Raw genomic sequence first — 18578 nt, forward strand, 5'->3', positions numbered from 1 at the left:
ATGGAAGTGTTGATTGTAGGTAAAAATGGACAATTGGCTTGGGAACTTCAAAGAACTTGTCCTAGTAGTATTGATATGCATGTCTGCTCTAGCCAAGATATTGATATTACCTCATTAGAAAGTGTAGATAGAATCGTCTCTAGTATCCAGCCTGATGTCATCATAAATGCGGCTGCGTACACAGCCGTAGATAAGGCTGAGGTTGATAGAGAAAGTGCATTTCTTATTAATGAAACTGGGGTGGAAAATATATCTCAAGTAGCAAAAAGATATGACGTTCGCCTTCTCCATGTCTCCACGGACTTCGTCTTTGATGGTTGTAAGAACTCAGCTTACGAAACAAACGAGCAAGCCAATCCTATTTGTGTTTATGGTCTGTCAAAGCTCAAGGGTGAGCAGGCGATAAAGAAGTTACATAAAAATGCAGCAATTATTCGCACTTCTTGGCTTTACTCGGAGCATGGCCAGAATTTCGTGAATACTATGCTTCATCTAATGAAGGATAGAGAAAAACTCGATGTGGTTAGTGACCAAATTGGTTGCCCGACTAGCGCACATGGACTGGCAAAATTCTTATGGTCACTAGCGGAAATAGATGAGATATCTGACATATACCATTATTGCGATTTGGGTGTTGCTAGCTGGTATGATTTCGCTATTAGTATTCAAAGTTTGGGACTAAAGTATGGACTTTTGGACAAACGCATACCAATCACGCCCATCTCGAGTAGTGAATATCCGACATTAGCTCAAAGGCCAACGTTTAGTCTACTGAGCTCGTCAGTAGAGGCTAAGGGATATCAGAAACATTGGACAGAGGCTCTAGAGGATACTTTGGAGAGTCTATGCAAAAGCTGATTGTTGGGATAGTGTCTCATGGTCACTACGACTATATCTCAAGCAACGAAGAACTTATAGATATAGGGTTCATCGAAAATGTAGAGATTGTAGTGAAAGATAATCTAGGTGATAGTAATCTAGCTGAATATTGTGAAATAAATAATTATACATATATTGCCAGTGAATCTTGTTTAGGGTTTGGAGAAAATAATAACAGTATTTTTCGCTATGCTTTGGAAAGCTTGGACGCAAGTGGCAGTGACTGGTTTATTATTCTTAATCCTGATGTGGAAATTAAAAAAAATGATTTTTCCACTCTAATTTCTGAGTTGAATGGCGCCCTGGGTGACTTTTACGCTCCAAATCTATTTAAGGACGTATCACATTCAATACCCGAAAACTCGGCACGGCTATTCGCGACATACAAGTGTCTATTTAATCCCTTCCTAGGAAAATCCATTAATAAGCCCTATCTCAAAGAAAGGTTGGTGGATAAACAAACAATTGAATGGGCTTCTGGAGCTTTTTTATGTATTAAGTTTTGTGCATTCCAGAAAGTAGGGGGATTTGATTCGAAGTACTTCATGTATTTTGAAGATGTGGATTTATGTTATCGATTGAGAGAACATGGAATTCCCTTAAGGTTTTTGAAGAACGTTAAAGCAGTCCACAAAGGAGAATATCGAAATCGTTCTATTTTCTCAAAACATTTCAGGTGGTATTTAAGTAGCTTATTTAAGTTTTTAGAGACACAACGGACGGGATAAAGCGATTTTTCATGAAGAAGTTATTAATTACGGGTTATTCCGGATTCGTCGGTGCCTGCCTTTGCAATACCCTGAAAGGACTATATAATTTAAACTTGTTGGGGCGGAAGAAGTCAGACCAAGGCATACTATTTAAAAGTACTATCGGCAAAGACAGTGAGTATGCTGAAGCGCTTCAAGGTGTTGATGTTGTAGTTCATTGTGCTGCTCGTGTTCATGTAATGAACGATTCCGTACCAAGTTCAATTGACGAGTATCGGACAGTAAATACTCATGGTACTGAAAATTTAGCACGCCAAGCCGCAGCAGCGGGAGTTAAGCGTTTTATTTTTGTAAGCAGTATAAAGGTTAATGGAGAGTGTACACCTTTAGACAAACCATATACCTCAGCTGATCCGCATGCACCAGAAGATGGCTATGGACTATCTAAATCAGAAGCTGAGCAACAGCTCTTTGATATTGGTAAAGAGACAGGGATGGAGATCGTGGTCATCCGGCCAACGCTTGTTTATGGCCCAGGAGTCAAGGCTAACTTTGCCTCACTAATGAGCTTGGTTGGCATGGGCATCCCTCTTCCTTTTTCTTGTATCAACAATAACAAGCGTAGTTTGGTTTCGGTCACCAATTTGGTTGATCTTATCGTGACCTGTATCGATCACCCCAAGGCTGCGAATGAAGTCTTCCTTGTTTCCGATGATCAGGATGTGTCTACATCTGAGATGGTGAAGTATATGGCTAAAGCTCTGGGTAAGCCTACATGGCAGATTCCCGTTCCGTTTTGGTGTTATAACTTGGTTGGAAAGATCTTAGGCAAGAAGGACGTTGTTGATAGGCTTACAGGTTCACTTCAGGTTGATATATCCCATACAAAAGACACACTTGGTTGGGCTCCTCCTCAGTCTCTAGAAGATGGGTTTAGAGAAACCGCTCAAGCCTTTTTACACAGTAAACATAAGCAATGACAATGATCCGATTACTAGATTTTCTCGCAGCCTTTTTCGGCTTGCTATTTTTGTGGCCCCTTTTACTTGCCGTTACCATCATTGGTTTGTTCGATACTGGCTCGCCTATTTTTGTTCAAGAGCGTGTAGGGCGAAACAAAAAGCCGTTTAAACTGATTAAGTTCCGTACGATGTCTATTGAGACGACATCGGTGGCTAGCCACTTAGCTAATAATGCTTCGATTACAAAGTGGGGTGGATTCTTACGTAAAACCAAAATTGATGAGCTGCCGCAGCTTATTAATGTACTCAAAGGCGAAATGAGCCTAGTAGGCCCACGTCCGAATCTGTTTAACCAAGAAGAACTGATCAATGAGCGTGAAGTGTTCGGTGTATATGATGTACTTCCCGGTATTACTGGCTTGGCGCAAGTGCAAAACATCGATATGTCGACTCCACAGCTGTTGGCTCAAATCGACAAAAAGATGATCGATTCGCTGACGTTGAAAAACTATTTCAAGTACATCCTGATGACGGTTACAGGGAGTGGTGCGGGGGATGCAGTTAAGTAACTTGAGATCGGTTTAAGTGATCCGCACCATCAGTTTGGACACCCAGTGGTTATCTACGACTATCAGGTGTAGAAAAGAAGGCAAAAGGACTCAATGAGGAGTCTCGTCACAAATTACGACAAGAAGATGTGTGATTCATAGGCATCCTTTCAACTATACTGGGTGTCTATGGACAGAGAAATCCAACAAAGACTACAGTGGGTAAAAATGTATGAGGAATGTGGCGATGTAGGCCTCGTATGTCGACGCTGTGGTATTTCCAGACCAGCATTACGCAAGTGGGCTAAGCGATATAAGCAGTTTGGAATCGCTGGCCTAGAAAGCCAGAGCAGACGCCCTTATTCATCTCCAGATACCAAAGTCACTGATGAGCTAAGAGCATTGATCCTTACGATGCGTGAGAAACGCAATTTAGGAGCGCGGCGTTTACAAACGGAATTAATCCGACTTCACCAAATACACCTAAGCACCGCGACACTCCATAAAGTTTTATCCGAGCATCAGTCAAACCCATCGTAACTTACCGACGCAAAAAAGATTTCCAAAGATATGAGCGCCCAATTCCTGGTGATAGAGTCCAGAAACAACTTATGATTTATGGAATCAAGTTTCGCCCAAATAAGTCTGGCTCACCTCACTTGAATGGCAAAGTGGAACGCTCGCAGAAAACAGATAAAAGTGAGTTCTATCCGACTATAGATGTCTCAATGGGATTGGAAGAACTGGATCGGCTACTAGCTGAATGGCAACACTACTACAACTGGGAACGGCCCCACAGCTCGTAAAGACAGGATTACTGAGATATCTGATCAAACCCCTTTGTCTGAAGAGGTATCTCAGCACTACCAGATCAAGAAAGAGTGGTTTCAAGAGCAGAATTACAAGTTCGATCTTCAGCTAAGAAAATTGAAACCATCTCTATGAATCACACATCTTAGATGAGTTCAAGCAGTGGCTTGATTATCAAAACGTTCTGCCAAAAGGGTTACTCAGAAAAGCCATTACCCCGCTGACTCCCTGAGTGACCCTGTTTAGCTCCTCTCGGATTGCGGTCACCAGAGCTTTGAGCTTTTTTCGCTCAGCCCGCTCTTTTGGTCCATCCGAAGACGGTGGTTTTGAAGAGTTAGAGCAACTGGTTTTCAGCTTATCTTCATAATGGCGAAGTTGTTCCCACAACTCTTCGATGAGTGCGTTAGCTTCATTGATATCAGAGGCAACTGGCGGAGCCTCGGCGAATTTGGATTTCTTCTTTTTCATACCTTCATCATGAAGGCTGTAAATGAGCACTCAATAAGAAAAAGTGGATCAAGTGTGGAGAGTCACACTTGATTGTCAATGGGGGACCGGTGAACGCTTACCACGATCTCACCCAGGCTGAGTGGGTGAAATCCATACAATTGGTTACATGCGCCCCATTGGTAAACGCGTGTTAATATGATCTATCAAAAGTTTAGCCCCATGTATAGATAAATGGTTGTCATCATAGTAATACAAATGTGATGGAGAGTTTCCTTTGCACCATTCTAGAGAACAAAAAATCTCACTAGGATAAATCCTCGTCACTCCATCTCCTGTAACGGCATCAAAAACTTCGAACCCATGCTTAGACTGTTCTACATAGCCTTTATATGGAGTTATAATCTTTACATTTTTATATTCTTTGGCCATTGAAAAAACACTTAAGGAGGTGGTGAGTTTTTTCTTTGCTTGCTTAGGAACATCATCAGAATGCTTAGGAACAGCGTAAATTAAAATGATATTGTGCCCTAAACTTTCCCAGTAATTTAATTTGTCTTTAATTACTTTTTTGTATTTGATGGCACTATCACTATTAAATCTAGAATCAACCCGTAAAGAATAAATAATATCAAGTTTTTTATCGTTCTTTTCTATGAAGTTTGCAATTTTAGGGATGTTGCTGTTACACCTGTGTTTAGCAGCAGATTCTGAACCAGTCATTGGATACCCATCAATCCCAGAACAGGATGATGATGAAAAATTAGTGTATGTCCATTTTCGGCTTTTCGTCAAAAGGTAAAGGTGCTCACTTAGCATGGCTGCATGGCTATCACCAAGTAATACCAAATTTCTGTCCCCTTCACCCATGAACTTACAGGCATTTTCAAACTTCTTGTCGGAGCACTGCTTCACACCATCTTCTTTGTATGACCTATTACGGTTCAATTCATCAAATAAGCTAGCTAATGCTCCTAAACGGTTTGGAAATCCTTTTTCATGAACAAATAACTCAGATATAAAAATGCATAATACAATAGATAAAGATAGCCCTATCTTCCCAATCATAGGTATGGATGGCTTTCTAAATACCTTTTCAACAAAGACATATGATATAAGTGCAAAACATGAGGTTATAGCAACAAGTAGTATAAATTGTTCATATCTAAAGTAGTCATGCTTAATAAATCTAAAGAACACAAATATTGGTTGGTGCCATAAGTATAGAGAGTAAGAAATAAGACCTATTCCGACTACCGGCTTTAAAGACATTACATCACTCGATACCTCTCCTTTATGGGCGAACATAATGAAAAGACATGTCCCCAAAACTGGCAATAATGTAATGAATGATGGATGATGAACGTGATGACTAATAAAAATCATTGAATGAACAATTAAAAAGAGTCCGATAACGGGAAGTGATTGGTATGCTATTACTGCAAAACTGCCCTTAACTGAACTTTCAATATTCGTCCGATTATAAAAAGTAACCAGACCACCAAGTATTAGCTCCCAAGCTCGTGTAGGTAGTAGATAGAAAGCCATATCTGTATTGATTTTAACAATAAAGCTAGAAATTTGTATGGATATTAAAGCTAAGGCAAGGAGTATCCCGAACATGTACCGAGGGCAAAAACGATTAATTGTCCAGATAACAAATGGAAAAATAACATAGAACTGCCATTCGACAGATAAGCTCCAAGTATGAAGTAAAGGGCGGTAAATACTCGCAGCTGCTGTATAGCTATCCTCACCATAGAAAAAATGATTAGATCCAAAGTATAAAGCTGATTGGAGAGATTTGGCATAAACAACCAAATCATCAGGTAACAAAATTAAGTAAGCTAAACCAGATGTGACCAGCAACACAGTCAAGAGAGCTGGTACAATTCTTTTAGCTCTTCGCCAATAAAAATCTCGAAATGAAAACGTTCCTTGTTCCATCTGGTTTCTAATTATCCCAGTAATTAGATATCCAGACAGTACAAAAAAAACATCCACGCCCAAAAATCCACCTTGGAATAGTTGAAATCCAAACAGTTTCAAATTGGCGTGGTAGACCATCACAGCAAAAACGGCCAATGCTCTGAGTCCATCAAGCTCTCTACGATAAGACAACATACAAAATAACAATAGAAAATTTGGTTTCATTGTAAAGGCAAAGCAAGAACTTATAAAGACAAAGGAAAATGAAGTGTGAATATGACCACTATCATAGACTGAACCTTAAGTGATCTGCACCAACAGTTTTGGACACTGAGTTAAGTGAGTACAATCACTAACGAGGTGAACCATGACAAACAAGAAAAAATGTATTATCCATTCTTCTAAATTTAAAGCCAAAGCCCTGAAGCTAGCAGAGAAGGTGGGCGTAGCTGCGGCAGCAAGACAGCTCTCCTTACATGAATCTCAGATCTAAGGTTGGCGTAAGGCTGTAAAGAAAGACACCACAACCAGTCAACGAGAACAAGAGCTAGCCGCTGAAGTAGCCAACCTCAAAAGGCAGTTAGCAGAACAAGCAGAAGAACTAGATATCGTAAAAAGGCCTCCACCTACTTCGCGAAAAATCTAAAGTAGATAATTGGACTCCCCTCCTCACAAGTCGTAGGTAAGCGTTCACCAGTACTCGTCTGGAAGTAAGGTAAAATTAGGTTCTGTTGGCAGACGAGTCAAGAATACCCAGTTTAGGAGCCAATTGATTACGGGGGCAATGTCTGTTGTCAGCTACATCGCTAATAGACCTGCAAGAACTAAAAAGGAGTTATGGCTAAAAGCTTTGATAGAACGCCGAGGAAAAAGTGTGCTGCTGTAGCATTGGCAAACAAAAATGTCAGAACTGCTTTCGCTATTCTGACTCAAGGGACTGAATATCAGTCTGAATCTATCATAGCCTGAATATAAAAGTGTCAAAACAGTAAAAATGCATAAATAAGATTTGAAAATTAGTTAGTAAAAAAAATAGAAATCAATAGCTTAGATCTTTCGAGGTAGATAATTGGTTACTAGTCAGCGTAAATATCATGGAGCCTGAGTTAGCTACTCATTAAGAGCTAGTACATAAGTGCGCATCTGTTTTTTATTAAAAATTTTTGCTGTTGACAATGGGGAGTCCACATAAGATTGCTATGAATTCATGCTCGAACACCTGCTGTGCTTCAGTATTGTCCTCATGGCTAAGGTGTTCAGGGTTTCTCTAAGTGGGTTTTATTATTGGATTAAGCATCGCCACAAGGCTATTTAACGCAACTCGCCAAGAGTTTGATACAAAGGTCAAAGATGCTTTTGACAACAGTAAAGGTCGAGATGGGTCAAGACGCATCCAGAAAGAACTGGCTGAGAACGGTTATTGCCATAATGTAAAAACGATTGCAGCCAGCATGAAGCGTCAGGATTTAACGCCGAAAGCAGCACGCAAGTTTAAGTGTACAACGGACAGCAAGCATAAGATGCCTGTCGCACCGAACTTGCTAGCTCAGGACTTTAATGCAACGGCCCCGAGTCAAAAATGGGCGGGTGATATCACGTACCTTGCCACAAGCGAAGGCGGGCTGTATTTGACTGTGATCATTGACCTTTACTCACGACAAGTAATCGGTTGGTCAATGGAGACGAGGATGACGGCAACACTGATCTGCGATGCATTATCAATGACTCTGTTCCGTCGAGGGTTTCCAGAGGGAGTGATAGTGATAGTGATAGCCAGTATTGCTCGCAAGATTATCGAGAACTCATAACGGCTTATAATCTAAACAAAGTATGAGTAGGAAAGTAAATTGCTGGGATAATGCGTGTGTTGAGAGCTTCTTCCACTCAATGAAAGTGTTTAGTACCGTAGATAAGAACAATCCGATCTCAATGAACCCAATATGTATACTTGCAAGGCGCTTTTCTACTGACAGTTGGGGGCATAGTGGGTATTATTAATGCACAAAAATAACTGGAAGAACTATGGCTAGGCTAAATCTATTTTGGAACCTTTCTCGTTTTTACAAACGCTTGATCAGTGTGTCTATTGATACACTGTTTATCTTGTTTTCCTTTTTTACTGCATATTGGACGCGCATTGGTAGTATTAAACTTGCTTATGATCCAGAGACGTTTTGGGTGTTAGTCGGTACAGTCTTATTAACGCTTACAGCATTTACTAAGTTAGGCCTATATCGTGCCGTATTACGGTATTTAACCTTTCATGCGCTTGCTGTTGTCAGCATCGGCACTTTTATCTCTGCGCTATCGGTTGCGGTATTGGCTTTTTATTTTGATGCTCCAATTCCAAGATCGGTGCCAATTATCTACGGTGCGTTTCTTTGCTTACTGAGTGGTGGGACAAGGTTAATAGTACGCGTTTTGGTTAATCAGGCGAATAGCAAAGGTAAAAAACGAGTATTGATCTATGGAGCAGGTTCTGCAGGTCGGCAGTTAGCTGTCGCGCTTCGCAGCTCAGAAACTCATCATGTTGTGGGCTTTATTGACGAAGATTCAACCCTTGAAGATACCGTTATTATGGGGCTTAAGGTTCAAGATATTAGCAAAGCTGAGGTTTTGGCAGAGAAGCATGGGGTTAGCCAAGTATTATTAGCCGTTCCTAGCGCTTCAAGAGCACGTCGTAAACAGATATTGGACTCCTTGGTTCATCTTTCAGCAGAAGTTCTTACGGTCCCTGACATGAAAGATATTGTAGAGGGTCAAGCCAAAATTGATGAGCTGAAAGACGTTGCCATTGAAGATTTATTAGGGCGTGACTGTGTCGCTCCACAACAAGCGTTGATGGAAGCCAACATTAAAGGCAAAGTGGTTATGGTGACTGGGGCGGGAGGATCTATTGGTTCAGAACTCTGTCGTCAAATTATTCGTCAAAAACCTAAAGCGCTTATTTTGTTTGAGTTATCAGAATTTGGTTTGTACCAAATAGATCGGGAACTATCTGGAATTATTGACAGTGACGGGCTGAATATCCAAATTATTCCACTGTTAGGATCAGTACAGCGAATAAACAGGCTTTCAACGGCTATGAAGAGTTTTGGGGTGCAAACTGTTTACCACGCCGCAGCCTATAAGCACGTTCCACTGGTAGAATACAATGTGGTTGAAGGTGTACGAAACAATGTGTTTGGCACCTATTACACAGCCAATGCAGCAATTGAAGCAAAAGTGGAGTCTTTTGTTTTGATCTCGACAGATAAAGCGGTGCGCCCAACGAATGTCATGGGTACGACTAAGCGTATGGCTGAACTGGGCCTGCAAGCGCTTGCTGAGCAGGAAAACGCCAAAGAAAATGGGACACGCTTTTGTATGGTACGCTTTGGCAATGTGCTCGGTTCGTCTGGCTCTGTTATTCCTCTATTTAAAAAGCAAATTGCCAGCGGCGGTCCCATCACAGTTACTCACCCTGATATTATTCGCTACTTTATGACCATTCCTGAAGCGGCGCAGTTGGTTATTCAAGCGGGGGCCATGGGTAAAGGTGGCGATGTGTTCGTGCTTGATATGGGCGAACCCGTGAAGATTACTGATCTCGCGGTCAACTTGATTCAGTTATCCGGACTGGATGTAAAAGATGAGAATAACCCGTATGGGGATATAGAGATAGAGTTTTCCGGACTTCGCCCAGGTGAAAAGCTGTATGAAGAGTTATTGATTGGCGATAATGTCTCAGAGACTGCTCACCCAAGAATTATGACTGCTAACGAACGCTTCCTGCCATTGGAAAAATACATTGAGCTGACTGATCGTTTGGATAAAGCGTGTCACAATTTTGAGCATGACAAAATAAGAGAACTCTTGCTAGAAGCGCCAACAGATTTTAACCCGACTGATGGTATCGGCGATTTGGTCTGGCAAAAGCTTCATGACGATCAGGACCAACCACAAGATACTATTCACTAGATGTAAAAGAGCTCCTTTGAATTAGGAGCTCTTTTTTAAGACACACTACTCACAAAATCCGCTTCAGCACTCTATCTGCTTTCACTCGTGTAATCTTACGCATTAGCTTTTGCACCGCATCAGGGTAGTCTTCGGCTTTTTCTAACTGCCGATAGGTACAGATCAGTTGAGTATGCTGAAGAATATTTTCCACTTCTTGCTCAAACTGAGGAGTGAGGTGGTGGTAATGATCTTGAATGAAAATCGCGTTTTCTAGATCTAAGCTCCACGCTCTTGGGTTTAGGTTGTTGCCCGTGATCAGCATATAGCGTTTATCAACCCAAATACCTTTGAGGTGGAAGCTGTTCTCTTCGTGCTTCCATAAGTGAATAGAGAGCTTACGGCTGGCGATATTGGCCTCATTGGCTTTGGCAAACTGGCGTAAATTGCGCTCATATAGATAAGGCAAACCGCCAATGGTTTTGAACTCTTCTTGCGGAGAGATGTAGAAGTCATTCGCCGTTTTATCACCGACCACAATCGTCACTTTGACACCGCGCTTAAGGGCCTTTTTCACCTCTTTCGCTACACTTGCAGGAAAGTTGAAGTAAGGCGTACAAATGAAAATCTCGTCTTTGGCCTTGGCTAATAGCTGGTTGATGCCTTGGTTGAGTTTGTTGCGCTTTTTACCCACCCCGACTATCGGTGTTACGGCCACTTGTTCTGGCTTGACTTCTTGCGGTTCGAACTGGTAGCTCGACTTGGCTAGAGAGGCACGTAGCTGGCGAATTTGCGCTTTAATCTCTTTGGTTTCAGGTTTGCTTGGGCAGGCTAAGTCGTTGACCGCAGGGTGGCCAATCATCTCTTGCTTAACGAAGTTGACCATGCTGTCAGCCAAAGCTTTGTTAGCGATAACATGATAACGGTCAAAGCGATAGCGATCTTTGTAGTTGAGGTAAATATTGTTAAGGCTGGCGCCACTGTAGATGACTTGATCATCAATGATAAAACCTTTTAAGTGCAACACACCAAATACTTCACGGCCGCGCACGGGGATGCCATAAACCGGAATTTTATGTTCGTGCTTGTCAGCAAAGCTTTTGTACATGGCGGCGTTGGTTTCACCAGGCTCTGCGCCAATTAACCCGCGCTGCGCACGGTGCCAGTCAACACACACATTAATCTCTAAGCCGGGGTTACGCTGCTTGGCTTGGTAGAGTTCCGTTAAGATCTCTCTGCCTGCTTCGTCATCCTCTAAGTAAAGCGCAACCAGGTAGATTCGTTTACTGGCCTGACGAATCGCTTCGATTAAGCGAGTCCGAAAGTCTTTAGCCGAAAACAGCGTCTCAAACTTCGCTGGATCTTGAGCCAAAGTAGGCAGTTGTTCGAATAAATTCCTATTAGTCATCATGTTGGATGAGTTACCTTTACTTAAAGTGGAACAGGATATTAGCAAAATGTGTAAACAGTTCCTAGTTACTAGATCCTAGTCCGGTAATCACAATTGTAAAAAGCGGTGTTTAACTGTTCGGGCGCAAACTTATCTCACCACCAATAAAGCTTTCCATACCATTGCCGGTTTCTAAAAGTACCGCACCTTGTTCATTAATGCCGCGTGCGACGCCGCTTATCTCCCTCGGCCCCATGATCAGTTTTACTTGGCGACCGATAAAGTTATCAAGGCGGTTCCAGCGCTCAACAAACCCCGCCATCCCATGCAGTTCGTAGTCATTTAATGCCCTGTGCAGGGTTGTGATCATAGTGATCGCCAGTTGGTTTCTATCAATATGCTGGCGGTTGGCAACTTCAAATAAGCTTGCCCAAGGCTGAGTGATGCCTTGCGTGTTTTCTGACATCATCAGATTCATGCCCATGCCGATCACTAAATTGGCTGCGGCGCCTGCTTGGCCCGACATTTCAACTAAAATACCCGCCAGCTTGCGGTCTTGATAGTAAAGGTCATTTGGCCATTTGAGTTTTACTCCAGCGAGTCCCATCTCTTCCAGCGCTTCAACAATCGCCACGCCAACCACTAGGCTTAGGCCCATTGCGGCTGCCATTCCTGCGTCTAAGCGCCAATACATAGATAGGTATAAGTTAGCGCCAAACGGTGACACCCATTCTCGCCCGCGGCGTCCGCGTCCTTTGGCCTGATATTCGGCTAGACAGACTGCGCCAGACTCTAAACTGTCAACTTTGTCGAGTAAGTACTGGTTGGTTGAGTCAATAATCGGTATCAGCTCGACGTTATTGCCAAGGCTGCGGCTAAGTATCTCGTGGTCGAGAAGCTGCATCGGTTTGGCTAATTGATAGCCTTTACCTTGAACGCGGAAGATATCGACGCCCCACGCTTGAATGCCTTGAATATGCTTACTAATTGCCGCGCGTGATATCCCTAAGCGTTCTCCCAGCTCTTCACCTGAGTGAAAGCCACCTTGAGATAAGATTTTGAGTATCGATAGTTTGACTGAATGATCTTTCATGACTGGCTATCCAAAATAGTTTGCAGATTGGTCTCGCCGTGTGAGCCCATAAAGCGAACTTCATGCTCTAATTTGACGTGAAACTTACTAAACACCTCACGGCATACTTTGGCGGCAAGATTAATCACATCATCGGCTGTCGCATTGCTTTGATTGACAAGCACCAGCGCTTGATTCGGGTGTACCTGAGCACCACCAATTTGTGCGCCTTTGAGCTGGCACTGGTCAATTAGCCAACCAGCTGCGAGCTTAACCCCGTTTTGCGCGGGATAAGCGGGAAGCGTTGGGAACTGGGCGTGTAGGGCGTCGAACTGTGTTTGTGAAATTACGGGGTTTTTAAAGAAGCTGCCTGCATTACCGATTTTATTTGGATCAGGGAGCTTTTCGATACGGATTTGGCACACACGCTCAAACACATCGTGCGCAGTCAGCGTTTCTCGGTCGAGAGATTGCAGTGGTCCATACTCAATATTGGCTTGCCACTGTTTACTCAGTTTTAAACCAATAGCGACGATGATTACCTTGTCGAATAGCTCGCGCTTAAAGATAGAGTCGCGATAGCCAAATTGACACTCTTCAGGTGACAGCCTGCGCGATGCAAACGTCTCTAAACACAGCACATCGACGTATTCACACACGTCTTTCAGCTCCACACCATACGCGCCAATGTTTTGGATTGGTGCACTGCCCGCACAGCCTGGAATCAGTGCGAGATTTTCGAGGCCGTAGTAACCTTGCTCAACGCTCCACTTGACCAGATTTGGCCAATCTTCACCGCCCGCAATATGTAGATGCCAATAATGGTCAGACTCGGTGACTGACTTACCAAGCAGTTTATTGACCATCACCACACCTTGATAAGCCTCAGTGAACAGCATATTGCTGCCTTTACCTAGCATCAGCTTAGGCAAGTCTTGCCACTTAGGCTCTTGATAGACAGTTTTAATCTCGTCTGAGGATTGCACTTCTACCAGATAGGCGCATCTCTGCGAGATAGAAAAGGTATGAAAGGGACGGAGGTCGGCGTTAGCTAATATTTGCATCGGATTTATTGAGTAATCTACACTGCCAGCATTCTAACCTAATTTGAAGTTTGGTGATAATGAGCACGATGCAGATCGAAACCTTAGACCCGATTAAGCTGCCACTTGTCTCACGACTGTACAAAGCCTACTACCCGTCCGGCAAAGCCAAAAAAGACGAATTGACCATCACGGGCAGTATCGAAAACCAGCTGGTGGCCGTGGTTCGATTTCGCACCATTGAACAGTATCGCTTATTAACGGGAATGTTGGTCACGCCAGATCATCGCGGCGCAGGGCTAGGCCATCAGTTGATGGCGCACTGCACAGAGCAGGTATTGTCAGAGCAAGATTTCTGTTTTGCTTATGCTCATTTAGAGGCATTTTATACTCAGCACGGCTTTAAAACGATAGAGGTTGAGCTGTTACCCAATAGCCTCAAGGGTTTGTTTGACCGTTATTCCCTCAAAAAGACATTGATTCCCATGCAGTTCCAACACTGACAACGGTAAAGCATTTGCTTTATAAATTGGTTGTCTCATAATATTTATGTGATTGAGGGAACCAGCATGAAAAGCGCCGACAGAATATTACAAACCATCAAACGTGAAGGAGCAGTAACCGCCAAGCAGCTTGCGGATGAGCTCGATATGACCACTATGGGGGCACGGCAGCACCTGCAGGGGCTTGAGGTGGATGGTTTGCTGACGTTTGAGGACTTAAAGGTCAAAGTAGGGCGACCGACACGTCATTGGTCGTTAACCAAAAAAGGCCATGCGCGATTTGCCGATCGCCACGGGGAGCTGACAATTCAAGTGATTGACGCGGTAGAATCCTTGTTTGGCTCTGAAGGGTTACAAAAAGTCGCAGCTGAGCGTGAAGCGAAAACACATGCCCTTTATGCCAGTGAGCTGGATAAGTTCTCAACTCTCGAAGGCAAACTGACAAGGTTGGTCGAGCTGAGGCAGCAAGAAGGGTATATGGCTGAGTTTGAAGCTCAAGATGAAGGGTTTGTCCTAATAGAAAATCATTGTCCAATCTGCAAAGCTGCCACCCGTTGTCCTAGCCTATGTCAATCCGAACTGAATATCTTTCAGAGCCTATTAGGGGATAAATGGTCGGTCAGCAGAACTGAGCATATCGTTGCCGGTGAAAGACGTTGTGTTTATCAAATTGAGGTAAAATCGCATTCGCTCCCTTAGTGCGTCTTAAAAATGAGAATGTCAACTCCACCATTCGCTCAATCTTTATCCATCGCCTATCCTTAACAAGTGATGTTGATAGTTTAATCAGCATTGGGGAGGCAGTATGAGTTCACCACTAATCAATCAAACCTTACCTTCTTTCGATGAGTTAATGGATCTTGCACAACACAACCCTGAAGGTTTTGAACAACTCAAACAAGATATGTGTGAGGAGATGATCCTCTCTGCCTCAAAAGAGATGCAAGACAGGCTTTGGGCACAGCAAAGCCATATCGACCGTGTAATCGGTAGTTGTAAAAATCCTAACCACGCCAATGTCGTGCTTATGCGCGAGCTTGTTTCTCAGATGGTGAAGTTTCAAGATGTACTCGATGGTGATGTGAATGACATTGACTCCCAACCTAAAGCGCAGATTATCCACTTGGATGAGTGGCGTTAAGCTAATATCTCATCGATATGGCGGATTTTATTCACTACCTGACGATGATTCGTATGTGATAGTATTTCCTTTGAAGAATTTTTCATAAAAAGCTTATTCAAAGGAACTATTGTGAGCGGGCAAAATCAACAACCAGTAGCTAATCATTCTTATCCACCTCAAATCCCTAACTCTTTTTCCACTGGTGATGAAATCGACTTAAGAGAGCTTTTAAAAGCACTCTGGGATGGTAAGTTGATTATCATCGCGGCAACTTTTCTATTGGCTATTTTCGCAGCAGGCTATGCGTTGTCGACGCCTAATGTATACAAAGCAGGCTCGTCCTTTCTAATTGATAAGAACTTCTTTAATGCTATGGGGGTCAATGAACCGAATATTACCTCTGAACTTGTTGCCAGTCAGGGCTTTAAACATAAATTGACTCAGTATGCGGAGGTAGAGCAATCTGTGTTCTCAGGTGTTAGTTTGACTCTCGATCAACGGACTAAAACCATTTCAATATCTCAATTTTCGACAGACCTAAAATTTGCCTTTGATGGAGTGAATCAAGTTAGTTTGATTCTAAATGACGTTTTGAAGCAGCAAGAGCTAAATAAAGTAGAAATAACGCTTAAGGCATTACAGTCCAATCTAGCCGACGGTGCTATTACGCCCAAAGCGCAGGATTACTTAGATGAATTACTAGCGCAACAACTTTACAGAAAAGCGATGTTGGAAAACCCGAATACCGAGCTTGTCAAAGTGATTAAGCAGGCGGTGTTACCTACGTCTCATGTCAAACCAAAGCGTCCTCTTATCATCGTTTTGGGTACGTTGCTAGGTGGCATGCTAGGTGTGGCGATTGTGCTTGTTCGTTTTGCATTTCGTCGCGAAGACGATTAACTATCAATAAAGTGGTGAGTTCGGACTTCGTCCTTTGAGTCGCGAGTCCGGTTTCGCCACTCGCTTCTCAGATCTCCGTCACAAATTTTTAATCTTTCCCCCTTGGGTTTCTAAAAATTGTCCCTCATATAGTTAGCACAAGCTTTTGAGCCTTGTGCTTTTCGCGCGAGGCGATTATCAAACTAACATGGAAACTATCAGGAGAGACGACCGATGAACATTCGTCCATTACACGACCGAGTTATCGTAGAACGCCAAGAAGTTGAGTCTAAATCAGCCGGTGGCATTGTTTTGACTGGTTCAGCTGCCGAGAAGTCAACTCGCGGCGTAGTTCTAGCTGTTGGCAAAGGCCGCATCCTAGAAAACGGTACAGTTCTGCCGTTGGATGTTAAAGTTGGTGATACTGTTATCTTCGCTGAAGGTTACGGTACAAAAACTGAAAAAATCGACGGTAAAGAAGTGCTAGTGATGTCAGAAAACGACATCATGGCAATCGTTGAGTAATAGCAATCATTGAGTAATTTTGTGCTCAGATTCAAAAACTAATCAAACGAAGAATTTAGAAAAGGAAACTAAAGATGGCTGCTAAAGACGTTAAATTTGGTAATGATGCACGCGTAAAAATGCTAGAAGGTGTCAATGTTCTAGCGGACGCAGTAAAAGTAACATTGGGCCCTAAAGGCCGTAACGTAGTGCTAGACAAATCTTTCGGTGCACCAACAATCACTAAAGATGGTGTCTCTGTAGCGCGTGAAATTGAACTTGAAGACAAGTTCCAAAACATGGGCGCGCAAATGGTTAAAGAGGTTGCCTCTCAAGCAAACGACGCGGCGGGTGACGGTACGACTACTGCAACGGTACTTGCTCAAGCTATCGTTAACGAAGGCTTAAAAGCAGTTGCTGCAGGCATGAACCCAATGGACCTTAAGCGCGGTATCGACAAAGCAGTCGTTGCTGCGGTTGAAGAGTTGAAAGCACTGTCTGTTCCATGTGCTGACACTAAAGCAATTGCTCAAGTTGGTACTATCTCAGCTAACTCTGACGCAACGGTTGGTAACATCATTGCGGAAGCGATGGAAAAAGTGGGCCGTGATGGCGTTATCACGGTTGAAGAAGGTCAGGCGCTACAAGATGAGCTCGACGTAGTAGAAGGTATGCAATTCGACCGCGGTTACCTGTCTCCTTACTTCATCAACAACCAAGAAGCAGGAAGCGTTGATCTAGAAAGCCCATTTATCCTTCTTATCGACAAGAAAGTATCGAACATTCGTGAGCTTCTTCCAACACTAGAAGCGGTAGCGAAAGCATCTCGCCCACTACTTATCATTGCTGAAGATGTGGAAGGCGAAGCACTAGCGACTCTCGTTGTGAACAACATGCGTGGCATCGTTAAAGTAGCAGCAGTTAAAGCGCCAGGTTTTGGTGACCGCCGTAAAGCAATGCTTCAAGACATCGCTATCCTAACAGGTGGTACAGTAATCTCTGAAGAAGTGGGTCTAGAGCTAGAGAAAGTGGTTCTGGAAGATCTTGGTCAAGCGAAGCGCGTGACGATCACCAAAGAAAACTCAACTATCATCGATGGTGCGGGTGAAGAAGCAATGATCCAAGGTCGTGTTTCTCAAATTCGTCAGCAAATCGAAGAAGCAACGTCAGATTACGATAAAGAGAAACTGCAAGAGCGCGTAGCTAAGCTCGCTGGTGGTGTCGCTGTAATCAAAGTTGGCGCTGCAACTGAAGTTGAAATGAAAGAGAAGAAAGACCGCGTTGAAGACGCACTTCATGCAACTCGCGCAGCGGTTGAAGAAGGTGTCGTTGCTGGTGGTGGTGTTGCTCTTATCCGCGCAGCATCTAAAGTGGCTAACCTTGAAGGTGACAACGAAGAGCAAAACGTCGGTATCCGTGTAGCTCTACGTGCAATGGAAGCGCCTATCCGTCAAATCACTAAGAATGCTGGTGATGAAGAGTCAGTAGTAGCGAACAATGTTCGTGCCGGCGAAGGCAACTACGGTTACAACGCGGCGACGGGTGAATACGGCGATATGATCGGGATGGGTATCCTAGATCCAACCAAAGTTACTCGTAGCGCACTACAATTTGCAGCATCGGTTGCGGGCCTAATGATCACAACAGAAGCTATGGTGACTGACCTACCACAAAAAGATGCGCCAGCAATGCCTGATATGGGGGGCATGGGCGGTATGGGTGGCATGGGCGGTATGATGTAATCATCCTCTCGCTACTTATAGCCAATCTAAAAACGGAGACTTCGGTCTCCGTTTTTTTGTCTCTAAACTGTCAACTCTTTGCATTATCTCTGCAACCT

At 43.4% G+C, this 18578-nt stretch carries 15 protein-coding genes and 5 pseudogenes; 15 read left to right on the forward strand and 5 right to left on the reverse strand.

Annotated elements, in window-relative coordinates; genetic code table 11:
* From rfbD to TW81_RS18980, 5 genes and pseudogenes are all read left to right on the forward strand, one after another.
* Positions 1-858: a dTDP-4-dehydrorhamnose reductase gene (gene rfbD / locus TW81_RS05030; RefSeq protein WP_045954631.1), complete on the forward strand. Its 858-nt coding sequence runs from the start codon at positions 1-3 to the stop codon at positions 856-858.
* A complete protein-coding gene (locus TW81_RS05035) occupies positions 846-1607 on the forward strand; it encodes a glycosyltransferase family protein (protein ID WP_045954632.1) in 762 nt (253 codons plus the stop codon). The genes rfbD and TW81_RS05035 overlap by 13 nt, the downstream gene beginning before the upstream one ends.
* 11 nt (positions 1608-1618) lie before the next feature.
* Positions 1619-2569 (forward strand): UDP-glucose 4-epimerase family protein, encoded by a 951-nt coding sequence (locus TW81_RS05040; RefSeq protein ID WP_045954633.1) that lies wholly within the window; start codon positions 1619-1621, stop codon positions 2567-2569.
* 2 nt (positions 2570-2571) lie between these two features.
* Positions 2572-3120 (forward strand): sugar transferase, encoded by a 549-nt coding sequence (locus TW81_RS05045; protein ID WP_045954634.1) that lies wholly within the window; start codon positions 2572-2574, stop codon positions 3118-3120.
* Positions 3121-3288: 168 nt separating this feature from the next.
* A pseudogene (locus TW81_RS18980) lies at positions 3289-4044 on the forward strand (integrase core domain-containing protein).
* Between the two features lie 82 nt (positions 4045-4126).
* Here the strand turns inward: TW81_RS18980 and TW81_RS05050 are convergent.
* Both TW81_RS05050 and TW81_RS05055 read right to left on the reverse strand, forming a co-directional pair.
* Positions 4127-4377 (reverse strand): annotated as a pseudogene (locus TW81_RS05050) (DUF6444 domain-containing protein); the annotation flags it as partial.
* Between the two features lie 144 nt (positions 4378-4521).
* Positions 4522-6480, reverse strand: a complete 1959-nt coding sequence (locus TW81_RS05055; protein ID WP_045954636.1) for an acyltransferase family protein — start codon at positions 6478-6480, stop codon at positions 4522-4524.
* A 172-nt stretch (positions 6481-6652) separates the two neighbouring features.
* Between TW81_RS05055 and TW81_RS05060 the strand changes: the two are divergent.
* The 4 genes and pseudogenes from TW81_RS05060 to TW81_RS05070 form a co-directional block, all read left to right on the forward strand.
* Positions 6653-6938: pseudogene (locus TW81_RS05060) on the forward strand (transposase); the annotation flags it as partial.
* Positions 6939-6979: 41 nt separating this feature from the next.
* Positions 6980-7254, forward strand: a pseudogene (locus TW81_RS19515) (IS110 family transposase); the annotation flags it as partial.
* A gap of 223 nt (positions 7255-7477) precedes the next feature.
* Positions 7478-8181: pseudogene (locus tag TW81_RS05065) on the forward strand (IS3 family transposase); the annotation flags it as partial.
* Between the two features lie 126 nt (positions 8182-8307).
* The gene (locus TW81_RS05070) at positions 8308-10245 is read left to right on the forward strand and encodes a polysaccharide biosynthesis protein (protein WP_045954637.1); all 1938 of its coding nucleotides are present in this window, start codon (positions 8308-8310) and stop codon (positions 10243-10245) included.
* Between the two features lie 49 nt (positions 10246-10294).
* Here TW81_RS05070 and pssA read toward each other — a convergent pair whose 3' ends face one another.
* The 3 genes from pssA to murB form a co-directional block, all read right to left on the reverse strand.
* Positions 10295-11635, reverse strand: coding sequence for a CDP-diacylglycerol--serine O-phosphatidyltransferase (gene pssA, locus TW81_RS05075; RefSeq protein ID WP_045954638.1), 1341 nt, complete (start codon positions 11633-11635; stop codon positions 10295-10297).
* A gap of 109 nt (positions 11636-11744) precedes the next feature.
* Positions 11745-12707, reverse strand: a complete 963-nt coding sequence (gene birA / locus TW81_RS05080; protein ID WP_045954639.1) for a bifunctional biotin--[acetyl-CoA-carboxylase] ligase/biotin operon repressor BirA — start codon at positions 12705-12707, stop codon at positions 11745-11747.
* Entirely contained in the window at positions 12704-13750 is a 1047-nt protein-coding gene (gene murB, locus TW81_RS05085; protein ID WP_045954640.1) for a UDP-N-acetylmuramate dehydrogenase, read from the reverse strand. Before murB ends, birA begins: the two co-directional genes overlap by 4 nt.
* 68 nt (positions 13751-13818) lie before the next feature.
* Here murB and TW81_RS05090 point away from each other — a divergent pair, with 68 nt between their 5' ends.
* The 6 genes from TW81_RS05090 to groL all read left to right on the forward strand — a co-directional run bounded on the left by TW81_RS05090 (position 13819) and on the right by groL (position 18480).
* Complete coding sequence (locus TW81_RS05090) at positions 13819-14232, forward strand: GNAT family N-acetyltransferase (RefSeq protein WP_084715804.1); 414 nt, start codon at positions 13819-13821, stop codon at positions 14230-14232.
* Between the two features lie 66 nt (positions 14233-14298).
* Complete coding sequence (locus TW81_RS05095) at positions 14299-14931, forward strand: helix-turn-helix transcriptional regulator (protein WP_045954642.1); 633 nt, start codon at positions 14299-14301, stop codon at positions 14929-14931.
* Between the two features lie 106 nt (positions 14932-15037).
* Entirely contained in the window at positions 15038-15373 is a 336-nt protein-coding gene (locus TW81_RS05100) for a DUF3135 domain-containing protein (protein WP_045954643.1), read from the forward strand.
* Positions 15374-15484: 111 nt separating this feature from the next.
* Positions 15485-16255 carry a GNVR domain-containing protein gene (locus TW81_RS19520; RefSeq protein WP_045954644.1) on the forward strand — a complete coding sequence of 257 codons (771 nt, stop codon included), beginning with the start codon at positions 15485-15487 and terminating at the stop codon, positions 16253-16255.
* A 213-nt stretch (positions 16256-16468) separates the two neighbouring features.
* Positions 16469-16759: a co-chaperone GroES gene (locus TW81_RS05110; RefSeq protein WP_004410737.1), complete on the forward strand. Its 291-nt coding sequence runs from the start codon at positions 16469-16471 to the stop codon at positions 16757-16759.
* A gap of 74 nt (positions 16760-16833) precedes the next feature.
* The gene (groL, locus tag TW81_RS05115) at positions 16834-18480 is read left to right on the forward strand and encodes a chaperonin GroEL (RefSeq protein WP_045954645.1); all 1647 of its coding nucleotides are present in this window, start codon (positions 16834-16836) and stop codon (positions 18478-18480) included.
* The last annotated feature ends 98 nt before the right edge of the window (positions 18481-18578 follow it).

The sequence above is a fragment of the Vibrio galatheae genome, assembly GCF_000967545.1.
GTDB classification, from domain to species: Bacteria; Pseudomonadota; Gammaproteobacteria; order Enterobacterales; family Vibrionaceae; genus Vibrio; species Vibrio galatheae.

Coding starts and splice junctions, on each gene's coding strand:
- rfbD (WP_045954631.1), top strand. CDS start 1: ATGGAAGTGTTGATTGTAGGTAAAAATGGACAATTGGCTTGGGAACTT.
- TW81_RS05035 (WP_045954632.1), top strand. CDS start 846: ATGCAAAAGCTGATTGTTGGGATAGTGTCTCATGGTCACTACGACTAT.
- TW81_RS05040 (WP_045954633.1), top strand. CDS start 1,619: ATGAAGAAGTTATTAATTACGGGTTATTCCGGATTCGTCGGTGCCTGC.
- TW81_RS05045 (WP_045954634.1), top strand. CDS start 2,572: ATGATCCGATTACTAGATTTTCTCGCAGCCTTTTTCGGCTTGCTATTT.
- TW81_RS05055 (WP_045954636.1), bottom strand. CDS start 6,480: ATGTTGTCTTATCGTAGAGAGCTTGATGGACTCAGAGCATTGGCCGTT.
- TW81_RS05070 (WP_045954637.1), top strand. CDS start 8,308: ATGGCTAGGCTAAATCTATTTTGGAACCTTTCTCGTTTTTACAAACGC.
- pssA (WP_045954638.1), bottom strand. CDS start 11,635: ATGATGACTAATAGGAATTTATTCGAACAACTGCCTACTTTGGCTCAA.
- birA (WP_045954639.1), bottom strand. CDS start 12,707: ATGAAAGATCATTCAGTCAAACTATCGATACTCAAAATCTTATCTCAA.
- murB (WP_045954640.1), bottom strand. CDS start 13,750: ATGCAAATATTAGCTAACGCCGACCTCCGTCCCTTTCATACCTTTTCT.
- TW81_RS05090 (WP_084715804.1), top strand. CDS start 13,819: ATGCAGATCGAAACCTTAGACCCGATTAAGCTGCCACTTGTCTCACGA.
- TW81_RS05095 (WP_045954642.1), top strand. CDS start 14,299: ATGAAAAGCGCCGACAGAATATTACAAACCATCAAACGTGAAGGAGCA.
- TW81_RS05100 (WP_045954643.1), top strand. CDS start 15,038: ATGAGTTCACCACTAATCAATCAAACCTTACCTTCTTTCGATGAGTTA.
- TW81_RS05110 (WP_004410737.1), top strand. CDS start 16,469: ATGAACATTCGTCCATTACACGACCGAGTTATCGTAGAACGCCAAGAA.
- groL (WP_045954645.1), top strand. CDS start 16,834: ATGGCTGCTAAAGACGTTAAATTTGGTAATGATGCACGCGTAAAAATG.